The organism is Desulfovibrio sp. SGI.169 (genome assembly GCF_050313595.1).
GTDB lineage: Bacteria > Desulfobacterota > Desulfovibrionia > Desulfovibrionales > Desulfovibrionaceae > Desulfovibrio.
The window spans coordinates 32,460-48,997 of the sequence record NZ_JBNPLS010000020.1; the positions used below are offsets into that span (position 1 = coordinate 32,460).

A 16,538-nucleotide genomic window follows, 5' to 3' on the forward strand; every position below is an offset into this window, starting at 1 on the left:
CCGCCGCGGGCCTGAAGCGGGCGCTGGGCAGCGCGTCGCGCCGTTCAGACGGGCTTGCTAACCAGCGTGATGATACTTGCGACAAGGGAGCGGTTATGGATCCAAGTCAGAAAAAACAGGATGATGAACTCCTGCAACTGGTGACCTTCAGCATCGGTGAAGAGGAATTCGGGGTAAATATCCTGAAGGTGCAGGAGATCATCCGCACCATGGAGATTGCCAAGGTTCCCCGCGCGCCGGAATTTGTGGAAGGCGTCATCAATCTGCGCGGCAAGGTGATCCCGATCATTGATCTGCGGCGTCGTTTCGGTCTTGCGCCCAAGGCGCACGACAAAAATACCCGCATTATCGTTATTGAGATCAACAATATCATTGTGGGCTTTGTGGTGGACGCCGTTTCGGAGGTTCTGCGCATACCAGCCAGCACGGTGGAACCGCCGCCGCCCGTCGTGGCCGGGGTGGATTCCGACTATATCAGCGGCGTCGGCAAATTGCAGGATCGTCTGCTGATCATGCTGGATCTGGACAAGCTGCTTTCCAGCGAAGATATGGACATGCTGAACAACATGTAAGAACAGTTGCCGTGTGCGGCTTTTGCCGCGCGCATATGCGCTGACAGGCGGACAGACGTTGCGTTTGTTCGCCTGTCGCGCATTGATGCGGCATGCGCCGCAGGGAGGCATATGCGCATTGAAAAAATCACGGACTGTAAAAAGCGATTTCTCGACCTGCTTTTACTGGCTGACGAGCAGGAAGACATGATCGACCGCTACCTGGAGCGGGGAGAAATGTTCGCGCTGTTTGATCCAGACCTGAAGAGCCTCTGCGTGCTGACCGATGAGGGCGAGGGGATGTGCGAACTGAAGAGTCTGGCTACATATGAGAGACATCAGGGGCAAGGCTACGCGACGCGCCTGCTGGAGCGTGTTTTTCGCCACTATCGGGACAGGTATTCGGACATGCTGGTGGGAACCGGCGAAAACCCGCGCATACTGGCATTTTATGAGCGGCGGGGCTTTGCTTTTTCCCACCGCCTGAAAAATTTTTTTACCGACAACTATCGTAAACCGATTGTGGAAGACGGCGTGCAACTGACCGACATGATCTGTCTGAAAAAAAGCCTCCGCTGCGGCAGGTGACGCCTGAGCGTCCCGCGCATGCGCCTGCCCCCGCGTCAGCGCGTCATGATATGGCGGCGGCGTCTCGCCCCGCCCGGCTCCGCAAAGCATTTCATGCGCGAAATGCTCTGCACGCCTCATGCGGCATAGTGACGGGCAGCTCTTTTTTCAAAGCGCCGGCAGAAGGCATATTGGTCGCACATATCCCGGACAGCCACAAAACCGCTCTTTTCAGGGCCAGATTGCCTTGAGGCCGCATTGACGCCAGCATCTTGAACCGTTGCCGCGACGCCGAATGAACAAGACAGGGCAGGCTTCACCAACGAAGCGGAGGCTGTCAGCGCGCTGCCGGCAGGCCGTTTTTAATGCCCAAAAGCTCTATAAAATATACTGGCTCAGATCCTGATCCTTGCGCACATCCTGCAAATGTTCGCAAACATACTCCCTGTTGACGACAATCTGCGCGCCGGGCATGTCCGGCGCATCAAAGGAAATGTCGGCCAGAATCTTTTCCATGATGGTGTACAAACGGCGCGCGCCGATGTTTTCCGTGCGGGAATTGGTGTCTTCGGCAAAAGCAGCCACCTCTTCCAGACCGTCTCTGGTAAAGCTCAGGCGAATCTGCTCCGTGCCCAGCAGAGCTTCATACTGTTTGGTCAGGGCGTTGTCCGGCTCGGTAAGGATACGCAGAAATTCCTCTTTGCCCAGAGGCTGCAACTCCACCCGCAGCGGAAAGCGCCCCTGCAATTCAGGAATCATATCCGAGGGCTTGCTGAAGTGAAACGCGCCCGCAGCTATAAACAGGATGTGGTCTGTGCGCACCATGCCGTACTTGGTGTTCACCGAGCTGCCTTCCACAATGGGCAGCAGGTCTCGCTGCACGCCTTCACGCGAAATATCCGAGGTGCGGTTCTGCGAACCGCTGGCGATCTTGTCAATCTCGTCAATAAAGATGATGCCGCTCTGCTCCACCCGCTCCTTGGCCCGCTCGTTCAGCGCATCCTGATCCACCAGCTTGCCTGACTCTTCCTGTACCAGCACATTGAAGGCATCGCGTATTTTCATCTTGCGGCGGCTGCGACGCGGTGGAAAAGCCTTGCTGAACATGTCCTTGACCTGACCGCCCATCTGCTCCATGCCGGGAATGGCAAAAATATCAATGCCCTGGCCGCCCTGCTCAGTCACTTCCATTTCCACTTCCCGCTGGTCAAGAAAACCCAGGCGGAACTGTTGAAGCAGCTTTTCACGCGTGGAGGCGCGCTCTTCCTGACCAAAGGAGTTGGGCAACAGCAAATCCATCAGCCGCGACTCGGCCGCGGCCTCGGCCGCCTTGCGCACACGGGAATTTTCTTCCTCCCGCACCAGATTGATGCCGATTTCCATAAGATCGCGCACCATGGATTCCACATCACGCCCCACATACCCCACTTCCGTGAACTTGGTGGCTTCCACCTTGATGAAGGGCGCGCCGGACAGCTTGGCAAGACGGCGGGCTATTTCAGTTTTGCCCACGCCGGTGGGGCCCATCATGATGATGTTCTTGGGCGCCACCTCGTCACGCAGTTCCGGCGCAAGACGCCGCCGCCGCCAGCGGTTGCGCACGGCCACGGCCACCATGCGCTTGGCCTGTTCCTGACCCACCACAAATTTGTCCAGTTCCGCCACGATTTCACGGGGTGTCAAGGCGCTCATCAAGTGCTCCTGCTGAAGATATGCGTATTGCCAACATATAGGCATTCCCCGCGATTTGACAATGGCGCGCCGGGCAATTTGCCCGGACAAAATTTTACGGATAAACTGCCGCAATGGATGCCAGCTCCATTACGCGCGTGGCGCGCATCATTCAGGATGCGGCTCAGGCCGGCGGGCCGGCACGGGAGGAAGCCAGCCGGGCCGCAATGATTTTGCTGACCGAAGCACTGCCGCTCTGGCTCTTTCCCACGCTTTTTCTGGGGGGCCTGCTTCTGCAGACGGCGGCGCTTTTTTTGCATCGCCGCCTGTGGCTGGCGGCGGGCGTCGCCCTTGTTCTGTCCGCGGCCATAGTGGACAGGGATATCACTCTGGCCGCGGGCCAGGCGGTGGCCTTTATTGGTCTGCGCGGTCGCGTCAGGCGAAAACGTTGATCAGTTGCCCGACATGCGACGCCGAAACGCAAAAAACCCCGGCAAAGGCCGGGGTTTTTTGCGTTCTTGACAGGTCAGCCTACTTGAAGGCTTTTTCAAAATTGGGCACAACCTGCTTTTTGCGGCTCATAACGCCGGGCAGCCACACGGAGCTGCCTTCGGCCTTCACGCCAAAGGCTTTTTCCACCACACCGGGGTCGTCGGAAACGATCAGCATTTCCGAACCTTCCTTCATGATGTCCGTAAGCAGCAGGAAGACGCTGTGACGACCTTCGCCTTTCACCTTGGCGATTTCATCCTGCAGACCGGCCTTGACCTTTTCCAGAATGGAAAGATCCACCACTTCCAGCTGGCCGATGCCCACTTTGTTGCCGTTCATGTCAAAATCTTTATAGTCGCGGAAGACCAGGTCGTGCATGGAAGCGCCTTCCACGGCGCTCTTGACCTTGAACATTTCCATGCCCAGAGCCGTCACATCGCTCACGCCGGCGATCTTCGCCAGGGCGTCCACGGCTTTTTTGTCGGCTTCGGTACAGGTCGGCGATTTGAAGATGACCGTGTCGGAAAGAATGGCGCAGAGCAGGCCGCCGGCAATATTTTTGGGAATTTCCACCCCGTAGAAATCATACATGTTCTTGATGACGGTGCCGGTGCAGCCCACAGGCCAGATCCAGGCTTCCAGCGGAGAGGAGGTGGTCACGTCGCCCAGCTTGTGGTGGTCAACGATGCCCAGCACCGTGGCGGAATCCATGCCCTGAGGGGCCTGGGCGAGATCAGAGTAGTCCACCAGGTACAGAGTTTTCCCGGCCACGTCATTGACGACCTGAGGAGCGTTGAGCCCGAACTTTTTCAGAACGAATTCGGTTTCAGGGGTCGGCGCGCCCTGGGCGGCCGGGGTAACGTCAAAACCGCGCTTGCCGTACAGGTCAGCGGCGGCGATGGCGGCAACGATGCTGTCGGTATCGGGATTCATGTGACCAAGAACTAATGCGGACATGGCATTCTCTCCTTCCGGTAGGTTCTTTTATGATGCGGCCCCAGATGCACCGCTTTGTACCCTTTAGCACAAAGTCCGGGGCATGCCAAGACCTTTGCCGCAAATTTCCCGGCTCTGCCAGAGCCAAAGGCCGCTCTGTCGCGAAAATTTTGAAAAAAATCGAGAAAAAATCCCTCGTGATTTTTTTACTTTTTTCTGGAACGTGGATGCGCCTGATCGTAGACGCTGATCAGATGCTCCAGACTGACCTGGGTATAGCGCTGGGTGGTGGTCAGGCGCTGGTGGCCCAGCAGTTCCTGCACGCTGCGCAGATCCGCGCCCGCGGCCAGCAGATGCGTGGCAAAGGAATGACGCAGACTGTGCGGCGACACGGTAAAATCCAGACCGGCCCGGCGGCAGAGCCCGGCGATGCTCCGGGCCGCCTCGCGCCGGTTCAGCCGCGCGCCGCGCGCGCCCACAAAAAAGGCGTTTTCTCCTGGCAAGGCCAGATAGGGGCGTTCGCCAAGCCAGGCGGACAAGGCGGCACAGGCGGTATCGGACAAGGGCGCCAGACGCTCGCGCGACCCCTTGCCCATGACCCGCAACACGCGCGAATGCGCCTGCACGTCATCAAGGTTCAAGCCCAGGGCCTCGGAAATACGCAGCCCAGAACCGTACAGCAGCTCGGCCAGGGCCATATCCCGACAGAGCAGGCGCGCGGCGTGGGCTTCGGAGGGCGGCGCGGCCTTGGGCGCGTCCAGCAAGGCAAAGGTTTCATCCACATTAAGAGCGCGCGGGTGGTGTTTCTCTTGGCGAGGGTTGCGCACCTGCGCCGCCACGTTTTCGCTGACCTTGCCGCTGCGCAGCAGAAAACGAAAGAAAGAACGCACGGCGGCCAGCTTGCGGGCCATGGAGCTTTTTGCCTCGCCCTGGCGGAAAAGCCAGGCCAGAAACGCCTGAATATGTCTGCGGCTCACCTCTCGCGGCCGGGCCAGATTAACGCCCTGTTCATGCAAAAAAAAGGCAAGCTGCGCCAGGTCAGTGCCGTAAGCCTTTCGCGTTGCCTCTGCGGCTCCTTTCTGCACCGCCAGCCAGCTCAGAAAACCATCGATCAGCTCTCCGCCCCTATGCTTTTTATCCGCATCGCGCATACGGCTTGCGCCGCATGCCATGCCCCTCTTTTCCGCTTCTCCCGCGCCGGCAGCGCGGCCTCTCCCGCCGCCGCTCATGTGGCCGTCACCTCATAGCGCGCGCCGGGCAGACGCCTGACCCGATCCAGCATTTCCAGGCCGATGAGCAGGGCGTTAAGCTCATGTGCCGGCATAGCCAGCGCGAGCGCCAGCGCATCGGCCTGCATGGGCCCCCGCTCGCGCAGACAGTGCAGCAAGCGTTCTCCCTGATCAGCCGGAACCAGGGATTCGGCTTCGCCGCACACGCATTCAGAACAGGGCGGCGTCGCGGGGGAATTTTTTGCAACGCATTCCCCCAAAGCGCCTGTCCGCGCCTTCCGCTCTTTTCGCGTCGCCGGCACAGGCGGGTACAGGGCCTTTTCCGCATCTGGCAGGCTGGCTTCACTGATGCCAAAAGGACGCAGCTGTTCTGCCAGATCGCGCAGCACATCTTCGGCGCTGAACACGGGACGCGCGCCCTGGCGCACCAGATCCTGACAGCCCAGGCAGTGAGAATCCAGAGCCGGGCCAGGCACGGCGTAAACATCGCGGTTCTGTTCCAGAGCAAGACGGGCGGTAATCAGACTTCCGGAACGGCTGGCCGCCTCCACCACAAGAACACCCAGGGCAAGACCGCTGATGATCCGGTTGCGGATGGGAAAATGCTCCGCCAGCGGCGGCGCTCCGGGCGGAAACTCTGACAGCAGCAAGCCACTCTCCCCCATTGACCGGAAAAGTTTTTCGCCAGAACGGGGATATACCCGGTCAATGCCGGCGCCCAAAACGCCTATGCTGCGTCCTATACGGGCCAGAGCGGCCTCATGCGCCACACTGTCGATGCCCTGGGCCATGCCGGAAACAACGGCTATGCCGCAGGCGGCGAGGCAGCGCGCCATATAGGCGGCCACGGCCAGGCCCTGATCCGTGGCCCGGCGCGAACCCACAATGGCAAAGGCGGGCGACCGAAGCAGAGAGGCATCGCCCCGGCAGTACAGCAGCGCAGGGGCGTCGGGCAGTTCGCGCAAGCGTTGCGGATAACAGGGGTTCGTCCAGAGCAGGATACCCACATTCAGGCGGCGGGCTTGATCCCACTCCGGTCGGGCGGTGGTTCGCCAGGAACCGGTGGCCATTTCCGCGGCCTGCCGTTGGTTCAGACCGGCTTCGCGCCAGCGCTGGCGGGCCTGCAGGGCCTGATAGGCGGAACCGAAGGCGCGCAGCAGGCGCGCGCATGAGCGCGCCCCCAGTCCACGGCAGTGCCGCAAGGCCAGAGAAGCCCAGTACTCGGTGCGAGCGGCCTCATCCATGCCCGCCCATGTGGGGATGCCGCCCATATTCGGCGCGGAGGCAGCGACCGCACCGGCGGGCGTATTTCCCCCTGTTCGCGCGATCAACGCGCCAAGCCCCGCGCATGGGCCAGACGGGCAGCCTCGGAATTGGGAAAATCTGTCAGCAGGGTCTTGTATTTCTGGGTCGCGCCCGCCTTGTCGCCCAGACGGTTCAGGCACATCCCGGCCTTGAGCAGGGCGTCGGCATTTTTGTGGTGGCGCGGATAGGAAGTGTTGACGGCCTGAAATTGCGCCAGCGCATCCCTGTAATTACCCTGGGCGTAGAGGCATTCGCCTATCCAGTATTCGGCATTGGCTGCGTAACGGCCCTGGGGATACTGGTTCAGGAACTCCCGAAAACGGCTGATTCCCTCCGCCGGGCGACCTGAAAGCGCCACATTGAGGGCCGCCTTGTAGGCCGCATCCTCCCCCTTGCCTCCCGCAACGGGTCGGAACGACGCGGAAGGCGGATTTTGCGTTGTCGTCGGAGCCGGCGCGACAATTGCCGGCGGCGCAGACGCAGCGGTTGGCGCGGGCGCAACAGCGGAAGCGGCCACAGGCGGCAAATCGGGGTGTTCCGGCGGCAAGGTCAGCTCGGAAGGCGGCAGGACGGGCACCGGCACGGATGCGACGCCGGACGGAGCCGATTCCGCGACGCCCTTGCCGCCGGAAGACGCCCCTGTGGCGGAACTGGCCGCCGGCGCGACCGGAATTTCAGCGGGCGGCAAGGCCAGGCCGCCTGTGGCGGGAGCGGTGGCCGCCAACTGACCGGAAGGGCCGAGCTCGGTTTCGGGACGCCCCACCTGACCGGAAGGGCCAGCGGCTTTTCTTTTGCTTTTTTCCGTCCTGGAAGCGGACGCTCCGGCGGGAAAAGACGCGGGCGGCGCGGCGGGGTCAATAATTTTGGCTGAAGCCACAGCCGGAGCGCCCTGGACGGCGGGCGGCATTTTTTCGCCGCTGCGGGCGTTGCCCGGCACAACGGAGGCTTGCGGCAAAGAAGACGGCGCGGGCGCATGCGCGCTCTGCTCCGGCGGCGCGGGCCGCGGGGGAACGATGGGCACAACGGTCATGCCGGTCTTATGGCCGTTGCGGGTACGCACTTCATAGACACGGTTGTTGAGCAGCGCCACCTGGCTGTTCAGCGCGGTCACGCTGTTTTCCAGCGTGCGCAGGCGCTGCTCCGTTTCGCGCAAAACCCGCTGATTCGTCTCGCCGGTGGCTTCCACCTTGCGCATCTGCCCGCTGGAAGCGCAGCCGCCCACCGCCAGGGCAAGGCAGGCCGCCGGAATTACAAGAATTTTTTTCATACCACTCTCCTGCCTTTTTTCTGCCCCAAGCCGCTTTATATTTCAAGAAGTCTTGCGGCTGCCGCGTTTTTCAGGCAAGTACAAGCCTGTACAACGCTCGGTGAGCATAGCGCATGCTCCCCGGACAGCGCAAGATTGCAAGGAGTCAGCATGAATACGCCCGATCCGGTCTTTTCCCAGACGCAAGGCGGCGCGTTATGAACGCCGTCCGTGAATTTCTGCTCGCCAATCCGTTGTTGCAGACGGGCCTTGACAGCATCAGCGTGGCGGTTCCGCTGGCCGCCCTGCTGGCCTTCGCCGGCATGGGCTTCATGTCCGGCACGGCCCGCGTCCTTTCCTTCACGCGCCGGCGCTCCTCATACGACAAATGCGCCCGGCAGCTTGCCCTGCTCGGGCTGGTGCTGGGCTGGCTGCTGCTGATCGGGGGCCGGGTCTGGATTGTTTTTACCCAGGCCGGGCATACGCCCGACTCTCTGCCAGGCTTTCTGATTGAAATAAGCTGGATTCTGCTGAGCCTCGCCGTACTGCTCTGCAGCCTGTACTACACCCTGTGGAACATTTTGAGGAACATGCCCGTCCTGCATGTGACCCTGGGCATGCTGAGCGGCGTGCAAGGCTGCGTGGCGGTTGTGGTCACGCTGGCCGCAGCGCGTTTTCTTGCCGCCTTCGCCCATCCTGAAGCGGCTACCATGACGCTCGCCGAGATTTTCCCCGCCGCCTGGAGCGCGCCGCTCTGGAGCGCCCTCTGCTATACCCTGCCGCTGCTTCTGGCCATGCCAGCCGCCTTTGGCGCGCTCTGGCTGCCTCTGCGGCGCAGGCACGACGATTTTGGCCGTGACCATTACAACGCCATGATTCCCTGGTGCGCGGGCTGGGCCCGCAACGCCTGGAGCCTGCTCTGGCTGCTGCTGCTCGTTTCCAGCGGCCTGCGAGTGTGGCTGCACTGGCAGGACGGCGTTTTCAGCCCACAGGACGCCATTGTCGAAAGCTCACGCCTGCTGCTCTGGCTGATTCCCCTGCTGCTCTGGACCATGGTGCGCCGCAGCGCCATCGCCCTGCGCCACAAACTGACCCTGCTGGCCGCGCTGCTCATCGCCATGAGCTTTATGCTGCCCTACTATCTGGAGGCCACAGGCATATGAAAATGGCCGCGCCGCAGCCCGGCGGAATCATTTTTTCAAATACTGGCCGCGCCATTCGTCAAGAAAGAGCAAACTGGTTTCCAGTTCGTTGAGCGCGCCGCTCTGCTCCCGCAGACGGGCCAGCACATCGTCAAACGAGGCGTGCGGCCCCAGACCCAGCCTGCGCGTCAGTTGCGCCAGCTCTTCCAGCAATTGCGGGTCAAGCTCCGGCGGCGCGTCCCGCACCGCTTCATCCCTGCGCGGCCAGGAGCCCAGTTCGGCTTCCAGATACTCCAGCAGCGCGGTCATGCGCAGTTCATAGGTGTGGTCGCGCAACGTCCGTTCCCGCGCGCGCCGGGCGTAGGCCGCGCGTTCTTCGGGATGGGCCAGAAAATAGTCGATCCTGGCGTAGCATTCATTCATGGACGTGAAGGTGGCCAGTTCATCGGGCGTGAAAAGCTCACCGAGCAGAGAGCGCTGATCCACCAGTTGAAAGGCGCCCATAGCGGCCAGTTCAAAGGTGCGCGGATTGACAAAATCCCCATGGCTTACCGGATCCCCCCCCTGCAAGCTGGAATGCAGGTTGAGATTCACCTGGGCGGCATTGTAAACCTTGACGCTTTCTTCCTCACTGATGCGCGCGCCCTGGCGCTGGATGTTGGCGCTCAGCAGGCTCTCCCCCTCCCAGTCTGAGCCCCATATCTTGAAATTCCGCCCGGCCAGCGGCCGGAAAGCCTGGCGGCGGTTGGGGTAGCCCGCGCCGAGAAAGGCGATGTCCGAACCGTATTCCTTTTGCTCGGCCTGGCTCAGTTTCAGCGGTTTGTGAAATTCCGGCAGGGCCGCCAACGGCAGATACAGGGCGCGCGGCTGCCTGATTTGCGCCAGTTCGGACAGAAAGGGCTCTTTCTGGATGACGGCAAAAACGTCATACAATGGCGCATAGCTTCGCCAGTAGCTGAATACCCGGTAGTCTTCCACAAACCACATGGCCGTGCGCACCCCGGCGCGCCGCAAACGCTGCAGGAGAGTCCGGCTCGCGGGAGCCTGGGCCAGAGCCAGCACGAGGTGCGGTTCCAGCGACTGAACCTGGGCCCAGATAGCCTGAGAGACTACCTGAAAAAAAGAATTTTCCAGCGGCGCAGTCTGGGCGGGCGTCAGCCCCAGGCCCTTGAGCCCGGTAAAGGCCGGATAGAGCATGGGGGCTTCAAAAAGCCGCGCCGTATGCCCCAGCGAGCGCAGGGCCGCGGCGCAATACCGGCCTATGGGCAGCGAGCCGCCGTACATGGGCAGAATCACCAGAATACGCAGGGGCGTAACAGGCATCAGCAATACCTCCCGGGCGGCAGCATCCAGTCCGCGTCATGGCACAGCCAGTCGCGCAGGGCGTCCCGTTCCGCCGGTTCCGTTGGATGGGTCGGTTCCGGCGATTCCGCCCCGCCGCTTTCCGGCAGATGCAAAAATTCCGCCAGCAACGCGCGAGTAAAGGCCCGCTGCGGGGCATGGACATCCTGGCCCCCGACCAGACGCAGCACGCCGCCCAGGGCGTCCAGATCGCTGCGCCAGAATTGCAGATTATCCGGCAAGTCGACCCTGATCCGCGCATCGGCCCGCACGGCCGCCGCCAATGAGCGCAGCAGTTCCCTGCCCTGCAAAGCGTCCAGACATGCTACAGCATGGGGACACGGGGCGGATTCCAGACAGGGCGCGCAGAAACGCGAAGCCTGCCAGATCGCATGTCCGCGGCCATATGGGCCTGTTTCATGACACCAGGCCGAGGAAAGAAAAAACGCCAGCACCGGAACGCCCAAATGGGCCGCCAGGTGCATGATGCCCGTATCCGGCGTGAGCAGCGCGTCGAGGCCCTCAACCGCGTGAATCAGACCGGGCCAGTCTGTTTTGCCGCTGAGGTCTTCAACCTTTTCTTGAACTTTTGCGGGTAAAAGCCGCTGCAGCTTGCGCGCGACCGGCCGCTCAGCCGCGGAACCCAGCAGGCGAACCCCGGGGCCGTCCAGCAGACCGAAAAGCGTTTGCAGTATTGAGGCCAGCACCGGCAGCGGCAGGGAACGGCGGGATTCACGCCCGGCCAGCACCACGCCCAGGCCCTGGCCGCCGGGCCGGGCCAATGGATTTATCTGATCCGCCGCCAATGGCGACGGGGCGAAGTGCCCCCAGAAATCAACCAGATTCAATGAAGAGACAACTCGCCTCTCGCTCAGGCGAAAGGCCAGACGCGCCCAGGGCGAACGTGTGACGGCGCTCTGCGGAGCCCGCGCCGGGCGATAGCCCATTACCGTTTCCGGCTCGAAAAGACGACAGATGGCGGCTGTGACAGGAGAAAAATTGCAGTTGTAGACGGCCTGAAAACCTGCTTCGCGCCACTGTCGGAACACTGCTCTGTTTTCGGCCAGCGCGGCGGCCCCGGGCTGACCGTGCAGGCGCAGCCCGAACACCTCCGCGCCGGGATAGAGCAGGCGCGCCAGGGCCGCAAGGCCGGCGTCCACGCCAAGGCACACCCGGCCCCGCTCCTGCAGAGTCCGGATCAGACGCTTGCTCTGCACCAGATCGCCGAAGCGGGCCGCCTGTAAAACCAGAAATGCCGCCATCACCTGTCCTTGGAATCTGCTGTGACAATCTGGATTTAGCCCATTCATTCGCCCGAGGCAAGCAAAGCCCTTTGCAAAAAGCGGCACGCTCCTGTAGGCTGGGAAACGACGCGCCCGACGCGCCCAACCCTGCAACAGAAGTTGAAACAGATGTCATCCACCGCGCCGCGCCCTCCCCTGTATCCTATCCTTCTCTCGCTGCGGGGCCGCCATTGCCTGGTGGCCGGCCTGGGAGAAGTGGGCCAACGCAAACTGGCTGGTCTGCTGGCTTGCGATCCGGCCTCGGTGCTGGCGCTGGATGCGGCGCGGCCCGAAAACCTAGCCGCCGGGGCCGCCGCGCTGATCAAAGACCCGCGCGTTGTCTTTGCATGCCGCGCCTGCTCTCGCGCTGACGTGCGGGGTCGCGCCCTGGTGTTCGCGGCCACCGGCAACGCTGAGGAAAATGCCCGTATCGCCGCCCTCTGCCGTGAGGCGGGCGTTTTGTGCAATTGCGCCAGCGCGCCTGATCTGGGCGCGTTCAGTGTGCCTGCCGTGGCCCGGCGGGGCGGGCTCTCCGCGACATTGTCCACCGGCGGGGCCAGCCCGGCTCTGGCCAGGCGCTGGCGGCACGAACTGGAGGACTGGCTGGCCCCTCGCGCCCGCATGGTTCGGCTGATGGCGCGCTTGCGCCCTCTGGTTCTTGCCTTGCACGCCGAGACAGGGCAAAATACTCGCCTGTTCCGCGCATTGGCGGCGTCACCCTTGCAGACCTGGCTGGCGGAGGGCGATCTTGAAAGTTGCCGTCAGTGCCTTCTGGCGGAACTGCCCCCGGTTTTGCATGTTCACATAGCGGAGTTGCTTGATGATCTCGCCTGAAACCTCAACGCTGACGACATTGTGTTTGTACGCCCTGGCCAGCGCAGCCGGACTGGCGGGCATGACCATGCGCAGCCCCTTCTGGCGTCGTATGGGCTGCTGGCTGGCCCTGGCCGGTTTTGCCTGCCAGACCCTGATGCTGACCCTGGGCTTTCACAAGGCCCTGCCGAGCGGCCTGAGCCTGGGCGCGTATCTGCAAATGCTGGCCTGGTTTGTGCTGCTCTGCGGCCTGCTTGTGTGGCTCAGGCTGAAGCAGGAGACGGCCCTGCTGTTCGCCGCGCCACTGGCTTTGATACTGTTCGCCATGTCCGCCCCCTACCTCAGCGTGCTGGTGCATGTGCCGCCTGCGCTCAAAGCTCCCTTCTACGCTCTGCATATCGGAGCGCTGTTCCTGAGCCTGGGCCTGCTGACCTTCTCTTTCGCGGCGGGGGCGCTCTTTCTTTTTCTGGAAGGACGCATCAAGAGCAAGCAACACATGAAAGGCTTCTGGCAGGACATGCCCGCCCTTTCCATGCTGGACAAAATCAATGCCTTTACAACACTGACGGCTTTTCCGCTCTACACTCTGGGCATCACCGCCGGGCTGATCTGGGCCAAGCCCGTATTCGGCGCCACGGTCACCGGCGACCCCAAGGAAGTCATCAGCATTGTGGTCTGGCTGCTGTTCGCCGCGCTATTCCACAACCGCCTGGCCAACGGCTGGAAAGGCCGCAAACCGGCACAACTGGCTGTTTTCATCTTTCTTCTCTGCCTGTTTTCAATCATTGTGGTGAACACCTTTATGGAGACGCACCACGCTTTCATTCGGAGCTGACCCGGGATCGCCATGGACTGTGACATTTTTCTTGTCGGCCTCAATCACCGCACGGCGGGCGTGGACGTGCGCGAACGTTTCGCTCTGGTCGATTTTTGCGACGAGGAACACTGGGCGTTGCCCTGTGTCGGCGCGGTGAGCGAAGCCATGATTCTTTCCACCTGCAATCGTGTGGAATTGCTGGCCGCCGGCACAGGCGACGTCTCCGGCCAGATGTTGTCCTGCTGGGCAAAGGCGCACGGGGCGCGAACCGACGAGCTCAGACCCTACGTCTACATCCACAAGAATCTGGAGGCTGTGCGCCATCTTTTTTCCGTGGCCTCCAGCCTGGATTCGATGGTGCTGGGGGAACCCCAGATTCTGGGCCAGTTGAAGACCGCCTACCGCAAGGCTGCGAACAGCCACGCCACCGGCGTGATACTCAACCGTTTGCTTCACAAGGCCTTTTCCGTGGCCAAAAGGGTCCGCACCGAAACGGCCGTGGCTTCCAGCGCGGTTTCCATCAGTTATGCGGCGGTGGAACTGGCCAAGCGCATCTTTGGCGACATGCGCTCCCACAAGGCCCTGCTGGTGGGCGCGGGTGAAATGGCGGAACTGGCGGCCACACATCTTTTGCAGGCCGGCATTGACGAAATTCTGGTGGCCAACCGCACTCTGGCCCGAGGCCGGGAACTGGCCGAACAGTTTCACGGCAGGGCCGTTCCCTTTGAGCAACTGGCCGGCCATCTCACGGAAGTGGACATCATTATCACCTCCACGGGCTCGCCGGAACCCATCATCCGCGCCCGCGACATCCGAAACGTGCTCAAGGCGCGCAAGAACCGGCCCATGTTCTTCATCGACATCGCCGTGCCCCGCGATATTGACCCTGACGTCAATGGCCTGGACAATGTTTATCTTTACGATATTGACGATCTTAAAGAAGTAGTTGAAGAAAATCTGGCCAACCGACGGGATGAAGCCGCCAAGGCCGCTGAAATCGTCAATGAAGAGGTGGAATTTTTCGCCCACTGGCTCGACAGCCTGGACGCCCAGCCCACCATTGTGGATCTGATTCAGCGCGGCGAACGCATGGCGCAGGAGGAACTGGCGCGAACCATGAAACATCTGGGCCCACTGGACGAACAGAGCCGCGCGGCCCTGGAAACCATGGTCAGCGCGCTGGTGCGCAAGCTGAACCATGACCCCATCATGTTTCTCAAGGGCGGCGGCATGTCGCGTGAGGGCGGCGCGGCGCGCATCAGTTTGGTGCGGCGAATATTCAATCTGGACAAAAGCGCGTGCGCCTGCAGCGGGAAAAGCTGATGCGCTGGTATGTCGTTGACGACCTCAGCGCCGGTGAGACGGCGCGGCTGGCTCAGGCCCTGCGGGATATGGAGTTCAGCTCCGGAGTGGACAGCCTCTACTGGCTGCCCGTGCCCGAAAACCTGCTCTCGCCGGTGCAGCGCAAGCACGCGGTTGACTGCGGCCCCCATGCGCTGGGCCTGGAGCTGGAAGAACACAGTCTGCGTTTGGAGCTGCTTGTGAGGGCGCGGGGGCGTCTGCGTTGCGATTGCGTGCATTATGCGGGGCCGGAACTGCGCGCGCGCATGATCGCCTATCTGGATCAGTTGATGGCTGATTTGCAGATTTCCGCCTGAATCGGATTAACTTTGATTATTTCACAAAGCCAGAATCTACAAGGGTCCGCATCTGCGCCCAGCCCGCGCACGAATCATGCCTGCGCCTCGCGCTGCCGTCAGCTCTTGCCGGCGATATGGAATTTTTAATGTAAAACATCCCAATATTCATCCTTTACATGAACTTTTTACCGAATCTGCGCTGCCTTTCCCCTGCCTCTGCCCGAATGTGCCTTGCCGTGGAGCGTTTCTACCTCCGTCAGTTGGCCTTGCCGCGCGGCACGCGTCTGCTGCTGGCGCTTTCCGGCGGGGCCGATTCCACAGCTCTGGCCTGTATTTTGCGCATTCTTTCTCCCCGTCTGGAGCTTGAACTCTTTGCGCTGACCCTGAATCACGGTCTGCGTTCCGAAGCTGACGCCGATGCCCGCTGGGCACAGGCGCTCTGCGCGCGGCTCGGCATTCCCTGCGCGTGCCGGCGCGTTGATGTGGCGAGGCTGGCCGTCGCCCATGGCTGGGGGCTGGAAGAAGCCGGGCGCCACGCGCGTTACGCCTTGCTGGAAAAAGAGCGCCAGGCGCAAAAGGCGGATTTTGTGGTTCTGGGACATCATGCCGGAGATTTGAGCGAGGATGTGCTGTTGCGTCTGACGCGCGGAGCCGGCTGGCCCGCACTGGGCGGCATGGCGGCCCGCGATGACGCCCGCCGCCTGTTGCGCCCTCTGCTCTTCACCAAACCGCAAGCCCTCAGAAATCTGCTGAAGGAATGCGCTCTCTCCTGGCGGGAGGACGCCAGCAACGCCAGCCCCGATTTTATGCGCAACCGTCTGCGCCATACTGTGCTGCCGCTACTGCGCAGGGAAAACCCGGCTTTAGACAGAAGCATGGGCGTCCTCTGGCGGCTGGCCCGGTGGGATGCGGACTACTGGGAAAAGTTCCTGACCGAAGCGCTGAGCGCCCATCCCTGGCATGAAGAAAATCAGGACGGACTTCCCGCTCTTCTGCTGCCGCGTGAACTGCTGGCCGGCCTGCACCCGGCGGCCCGGCTGCGCCTGTACCTTAAAGCCGTGCGCTATCTTGTTCAAAGAAAAAAGCTGCAGAAAGACGAGACGCCCAGGAGCGGCGCTCAGGCCAGGGCGCGCACCCTGCTGGAGCTGGATGCGGCGTTGCGCGAGGGGCGCGGCAATAGCCGCTTTCAGCTGCCCGGCGGCATTGAGGCCCGCCTCAGACGCGGCGCGGTGCGCTTTGTCCAGACGGGTTCTTCTCCAGAAGGCTGCCCGGCAAAAAATCACTCCATAATGCGCTAGTGTCTATCTACAAGGGTAGACACTACAAAACCCGCAAGGTTCTGCGGCGTAGCCGGGTTCATTTACGATGAAAAAGGCTTTTTAAACTGATGCTGTAATTTGTTAAAATTACAGAATTAAATTTTTTCTTGACTCCCTCTCTAAAAAATTTCTTGCATTAAGGGATAAAATCCGCGTAGTTCAAAAGCTACGCCGAATCTCCAACAT

The 16,538-nt window shown here is 61.6% G+C and carries 16 protein-coding genes; 9 read left to right on the forward strand and 7 right to left on the reverse strand.

Translation table 11 applies throughout. The features are described 5' to 3' along the window. The first annotated feature begins 95 nt into the window (after positions 1–95). Together ACQRA4_RS10285 and ACQRA4_RS10290 are read left to right on the forward strand one after the other, a co-directional pair. A complete protein-coding gene (locus ACQRA4_RS10285) occupies positions 96–572 on the forward strand; it encodes a chemotaxis protein CheW (protein WP_427822985.1) in 477 nt (158 codons plus the stop codon). Positions 573–683: 111 nt separating this feature from the next. After that, positions 684–1,139 (forward strand): GNAT family N-acetyltransferase, encoded by a 456-nt coding sequence (locus ACQRA4_RS10290; RefSeq protein WP_427822986.1) that lies wholly within the window; start codon positions 684–686, stop codon positions 1,137–1,139. Positions 1,140–1,496: 357 nt separating this feature from the next. Here the strand turns inward: ACQRA4_RS10290 and hslU are convergent, their stop codons facing one another. After that, positions 1,497–2,810: an ATP-dependent protease ATPase subunit HslU gene (gene hslU / locus ACQRA4_RS10295; protein ID WP_427822987.1), complete on the reverse strand. Its 1,314-nt coding sequence runs from the start codon at positions 2,808–2,810 to the stop codon at positions 1,497–1,499. Between the two features lie 113 nt (positions 2,811–2,923). Between hslU and ACQRA4_RS10300 the strand changes: the two genes are divergently transcribed. Next, positions 2,924–3,241, forward strand: coding sequence for a hypothetical protein (locus tag ACQRA4_RS10300; RefSeq protein WP_427822988.1), 318 nt, complete (start codon positions 2,924–2,926; stop codon positions 3,239–3,241). A gap of 79 nt (positions 3,242–3,320) precedes the next feature. Here ACQRA4_RS10300 and ACQRA4_RS10305 read toward each other — a convergent pair whose 3' ends face one another. The 4 genes from ACQRA4_RS10305 to ybgF form a co-directional block, all read right to left on the reverse strand. Then, on the reverse strand, positions 3,321–4,238 hold the full coding sequence (locus tag ACQRA4_RS10305; RefSeq protein ID WP_427822989.1) for a manganese-dependent inorganic pyrophosphatase: 918 nt from the start codon (positions 4,236–4,238) through the stop codon (positions 3,321–3,323). Positions 4,239–4,423: 185 nt separating this feature from the next. Then, the gene (locus ACQRA4_RS10310; protein ID WP_427822990.1) at positions 4,424–5,389 is read right to left on the reverse strand and encodes a tyrosine recombinase XerC; all 966 of its coding nucleotides are present in this window, start codon (positions 5,387–5,389) and stop codon (positions 4,424–4,426) included. 53 nt (positions 5,390–5,442) lie between these two features. Continuing rightward, positions 5,443–6,690: a DNA-processing protein DprA gene (dprA, locus tag ACQRA4_RS10315; RefSeq protein ID WP_427822991.1), complete on the reverse strand. Its 1,248-nt coding sequence runs from the start codon at positions 6,688–6,690 to the stop codon at positions 5,443–5,445. Between the two features lie 83 nt (positions 6,691–6,773). Then, positions 6,774–8,018, reverse strand: a complete 1,245-nt coding sequence (gene ybgF, locus ACQRA4_RS10320) for a tol-pal system protein YbgF (RefSeq protein WP_427822992.1) — start codon at positions 8,016–8,018, stop codon at positions 6,774–6,776. 197 nt (positions 8,019–8,215) lie between these two features. Here ybgF and ACQRA4_RS10325 point away from each other — a divergent pair, with 197 nt between their 5' ends. Further along, positions 8,216–9,160 carry a hypothetical protein gene (locus ACQRA4_RS10325; protein ID WP_427822993.1) on the forward strand — a complete coding sequence of 315 codons (945 nt, stop codon included), beginning with the start codon at positions 8,216–8,218 and terminating at the stop codon, positions 9,158–9,160. 27 nt (positions 9,161–9,187) lie between these two features. On the opposite strand, the gene ACQRA4_RS10330 is transcribed toward ACQRA4_RS10325, so the two are convergent. Together ACQRA4_RS10330 and ACQRA4_RS10335 are read right to left on the reverse strand one after the other, a co-directional pair. Then, entirely contained in the window at positions 9,188–10,462 is a 1,275-nt protein-coding gene (locus tag ACQRA4_RS10330) for a CgeB family protein (RefSeq protein ID WP_427822994.1), read from the reverse strand. After that, the gene (locus ACQRA4_RS10335) at positions 10,462–11,742 is read right to left on the reverse strand and encodes a glycosyltransferase family 9 protein (RefSeq protein WP_427822995.1); all 1,281 of its coding nucleotides are present in this window, start codon (positions 11,740–11,742) and stop codon (positions 10,462–10,464) included. Before ACQRA4_RS10335 ends, ACQRA4_RS10330 begins: the two co-directional genes overlap by 1 nt. 150 nt (positions 11,743–11,892) lie before the next feature. Here ACQRA4_RS10335 and ACQRA4_RS10340 point away from each other — a divergent pair, with 150 nt between their 5' ends. The 5 genes from ACQRA4_RS10340 to tilS all read left to right on the forward strand — a co-directional run bounded on the left by ACQRA4_RS10340 (position 11,893) and on the right by tilS (position 16,331). Next, positions 11,893–12,597, forward strand: a complete 705-nt coding sequence (locus ACQRA4_RS10340) for a precorrin-2 dehydrogenase/sirohydrochlorin ferrochelatase family protein (RefSeq protein WP_427822996.1) — start codon at positions 11,893–11,895, stop codon at positions 12,595–12,597. Continuing rightward, positions 12,584–13,411, forward strand: coding sequence for a cytochrome c biogenesis protein CcsA (gene ccsA / locus ACQRA4_RS10345; RefSeq protein WP_427822997.1), 828 nt, complete (start codon positions 12,584–12,586; stop codon positions 13,409–13,411). Before ACQRA4_RS10340 ends, ccsA begins: the two co-directional genes overlap by 14 nt. 12 nt (positions 13,412–13,423) lie before the next feature. Then, complete coding sequence (gene hemA / locus ACQRA4_RS10350; protein WP_427822998.1) at positions 13,424–14,716, forward strand: glutamyl-tRNA reductase; 1,293 nt, start codon at positions 13,424–13,426, stop codon at positions 14,714–14,716. Beyond that, positions 14,716–15,051 (forward strand): hypothetical protein, encoded by a 336-nt coding sequence (locus tag ACQRA4_RS10355; protein WP_427822999.1) that lies wholly within the window; start codon positions 14,716–14,718, stop codon positions 15,049–15,051. Before hemA ends, ACQRA4_RS10355 begins: the two co-directional genes overlap by 1 nt. A 218-nt stretch (positions 15,052–15,269) precedes the next feature. After that, positions 15,270–16,331, forward strand: coding sequence for a tRNA lysidine(34) synthetase TilS (gene tilS / locus ACQRA4_RS10360; protein WP_427823000.1), 1,062 nt, complete (start codon positions 15,270–15,272; stop codon positions 16,329–16,331). Positions 16,332–16,538 lie beyond the last annotated feature (207 nt).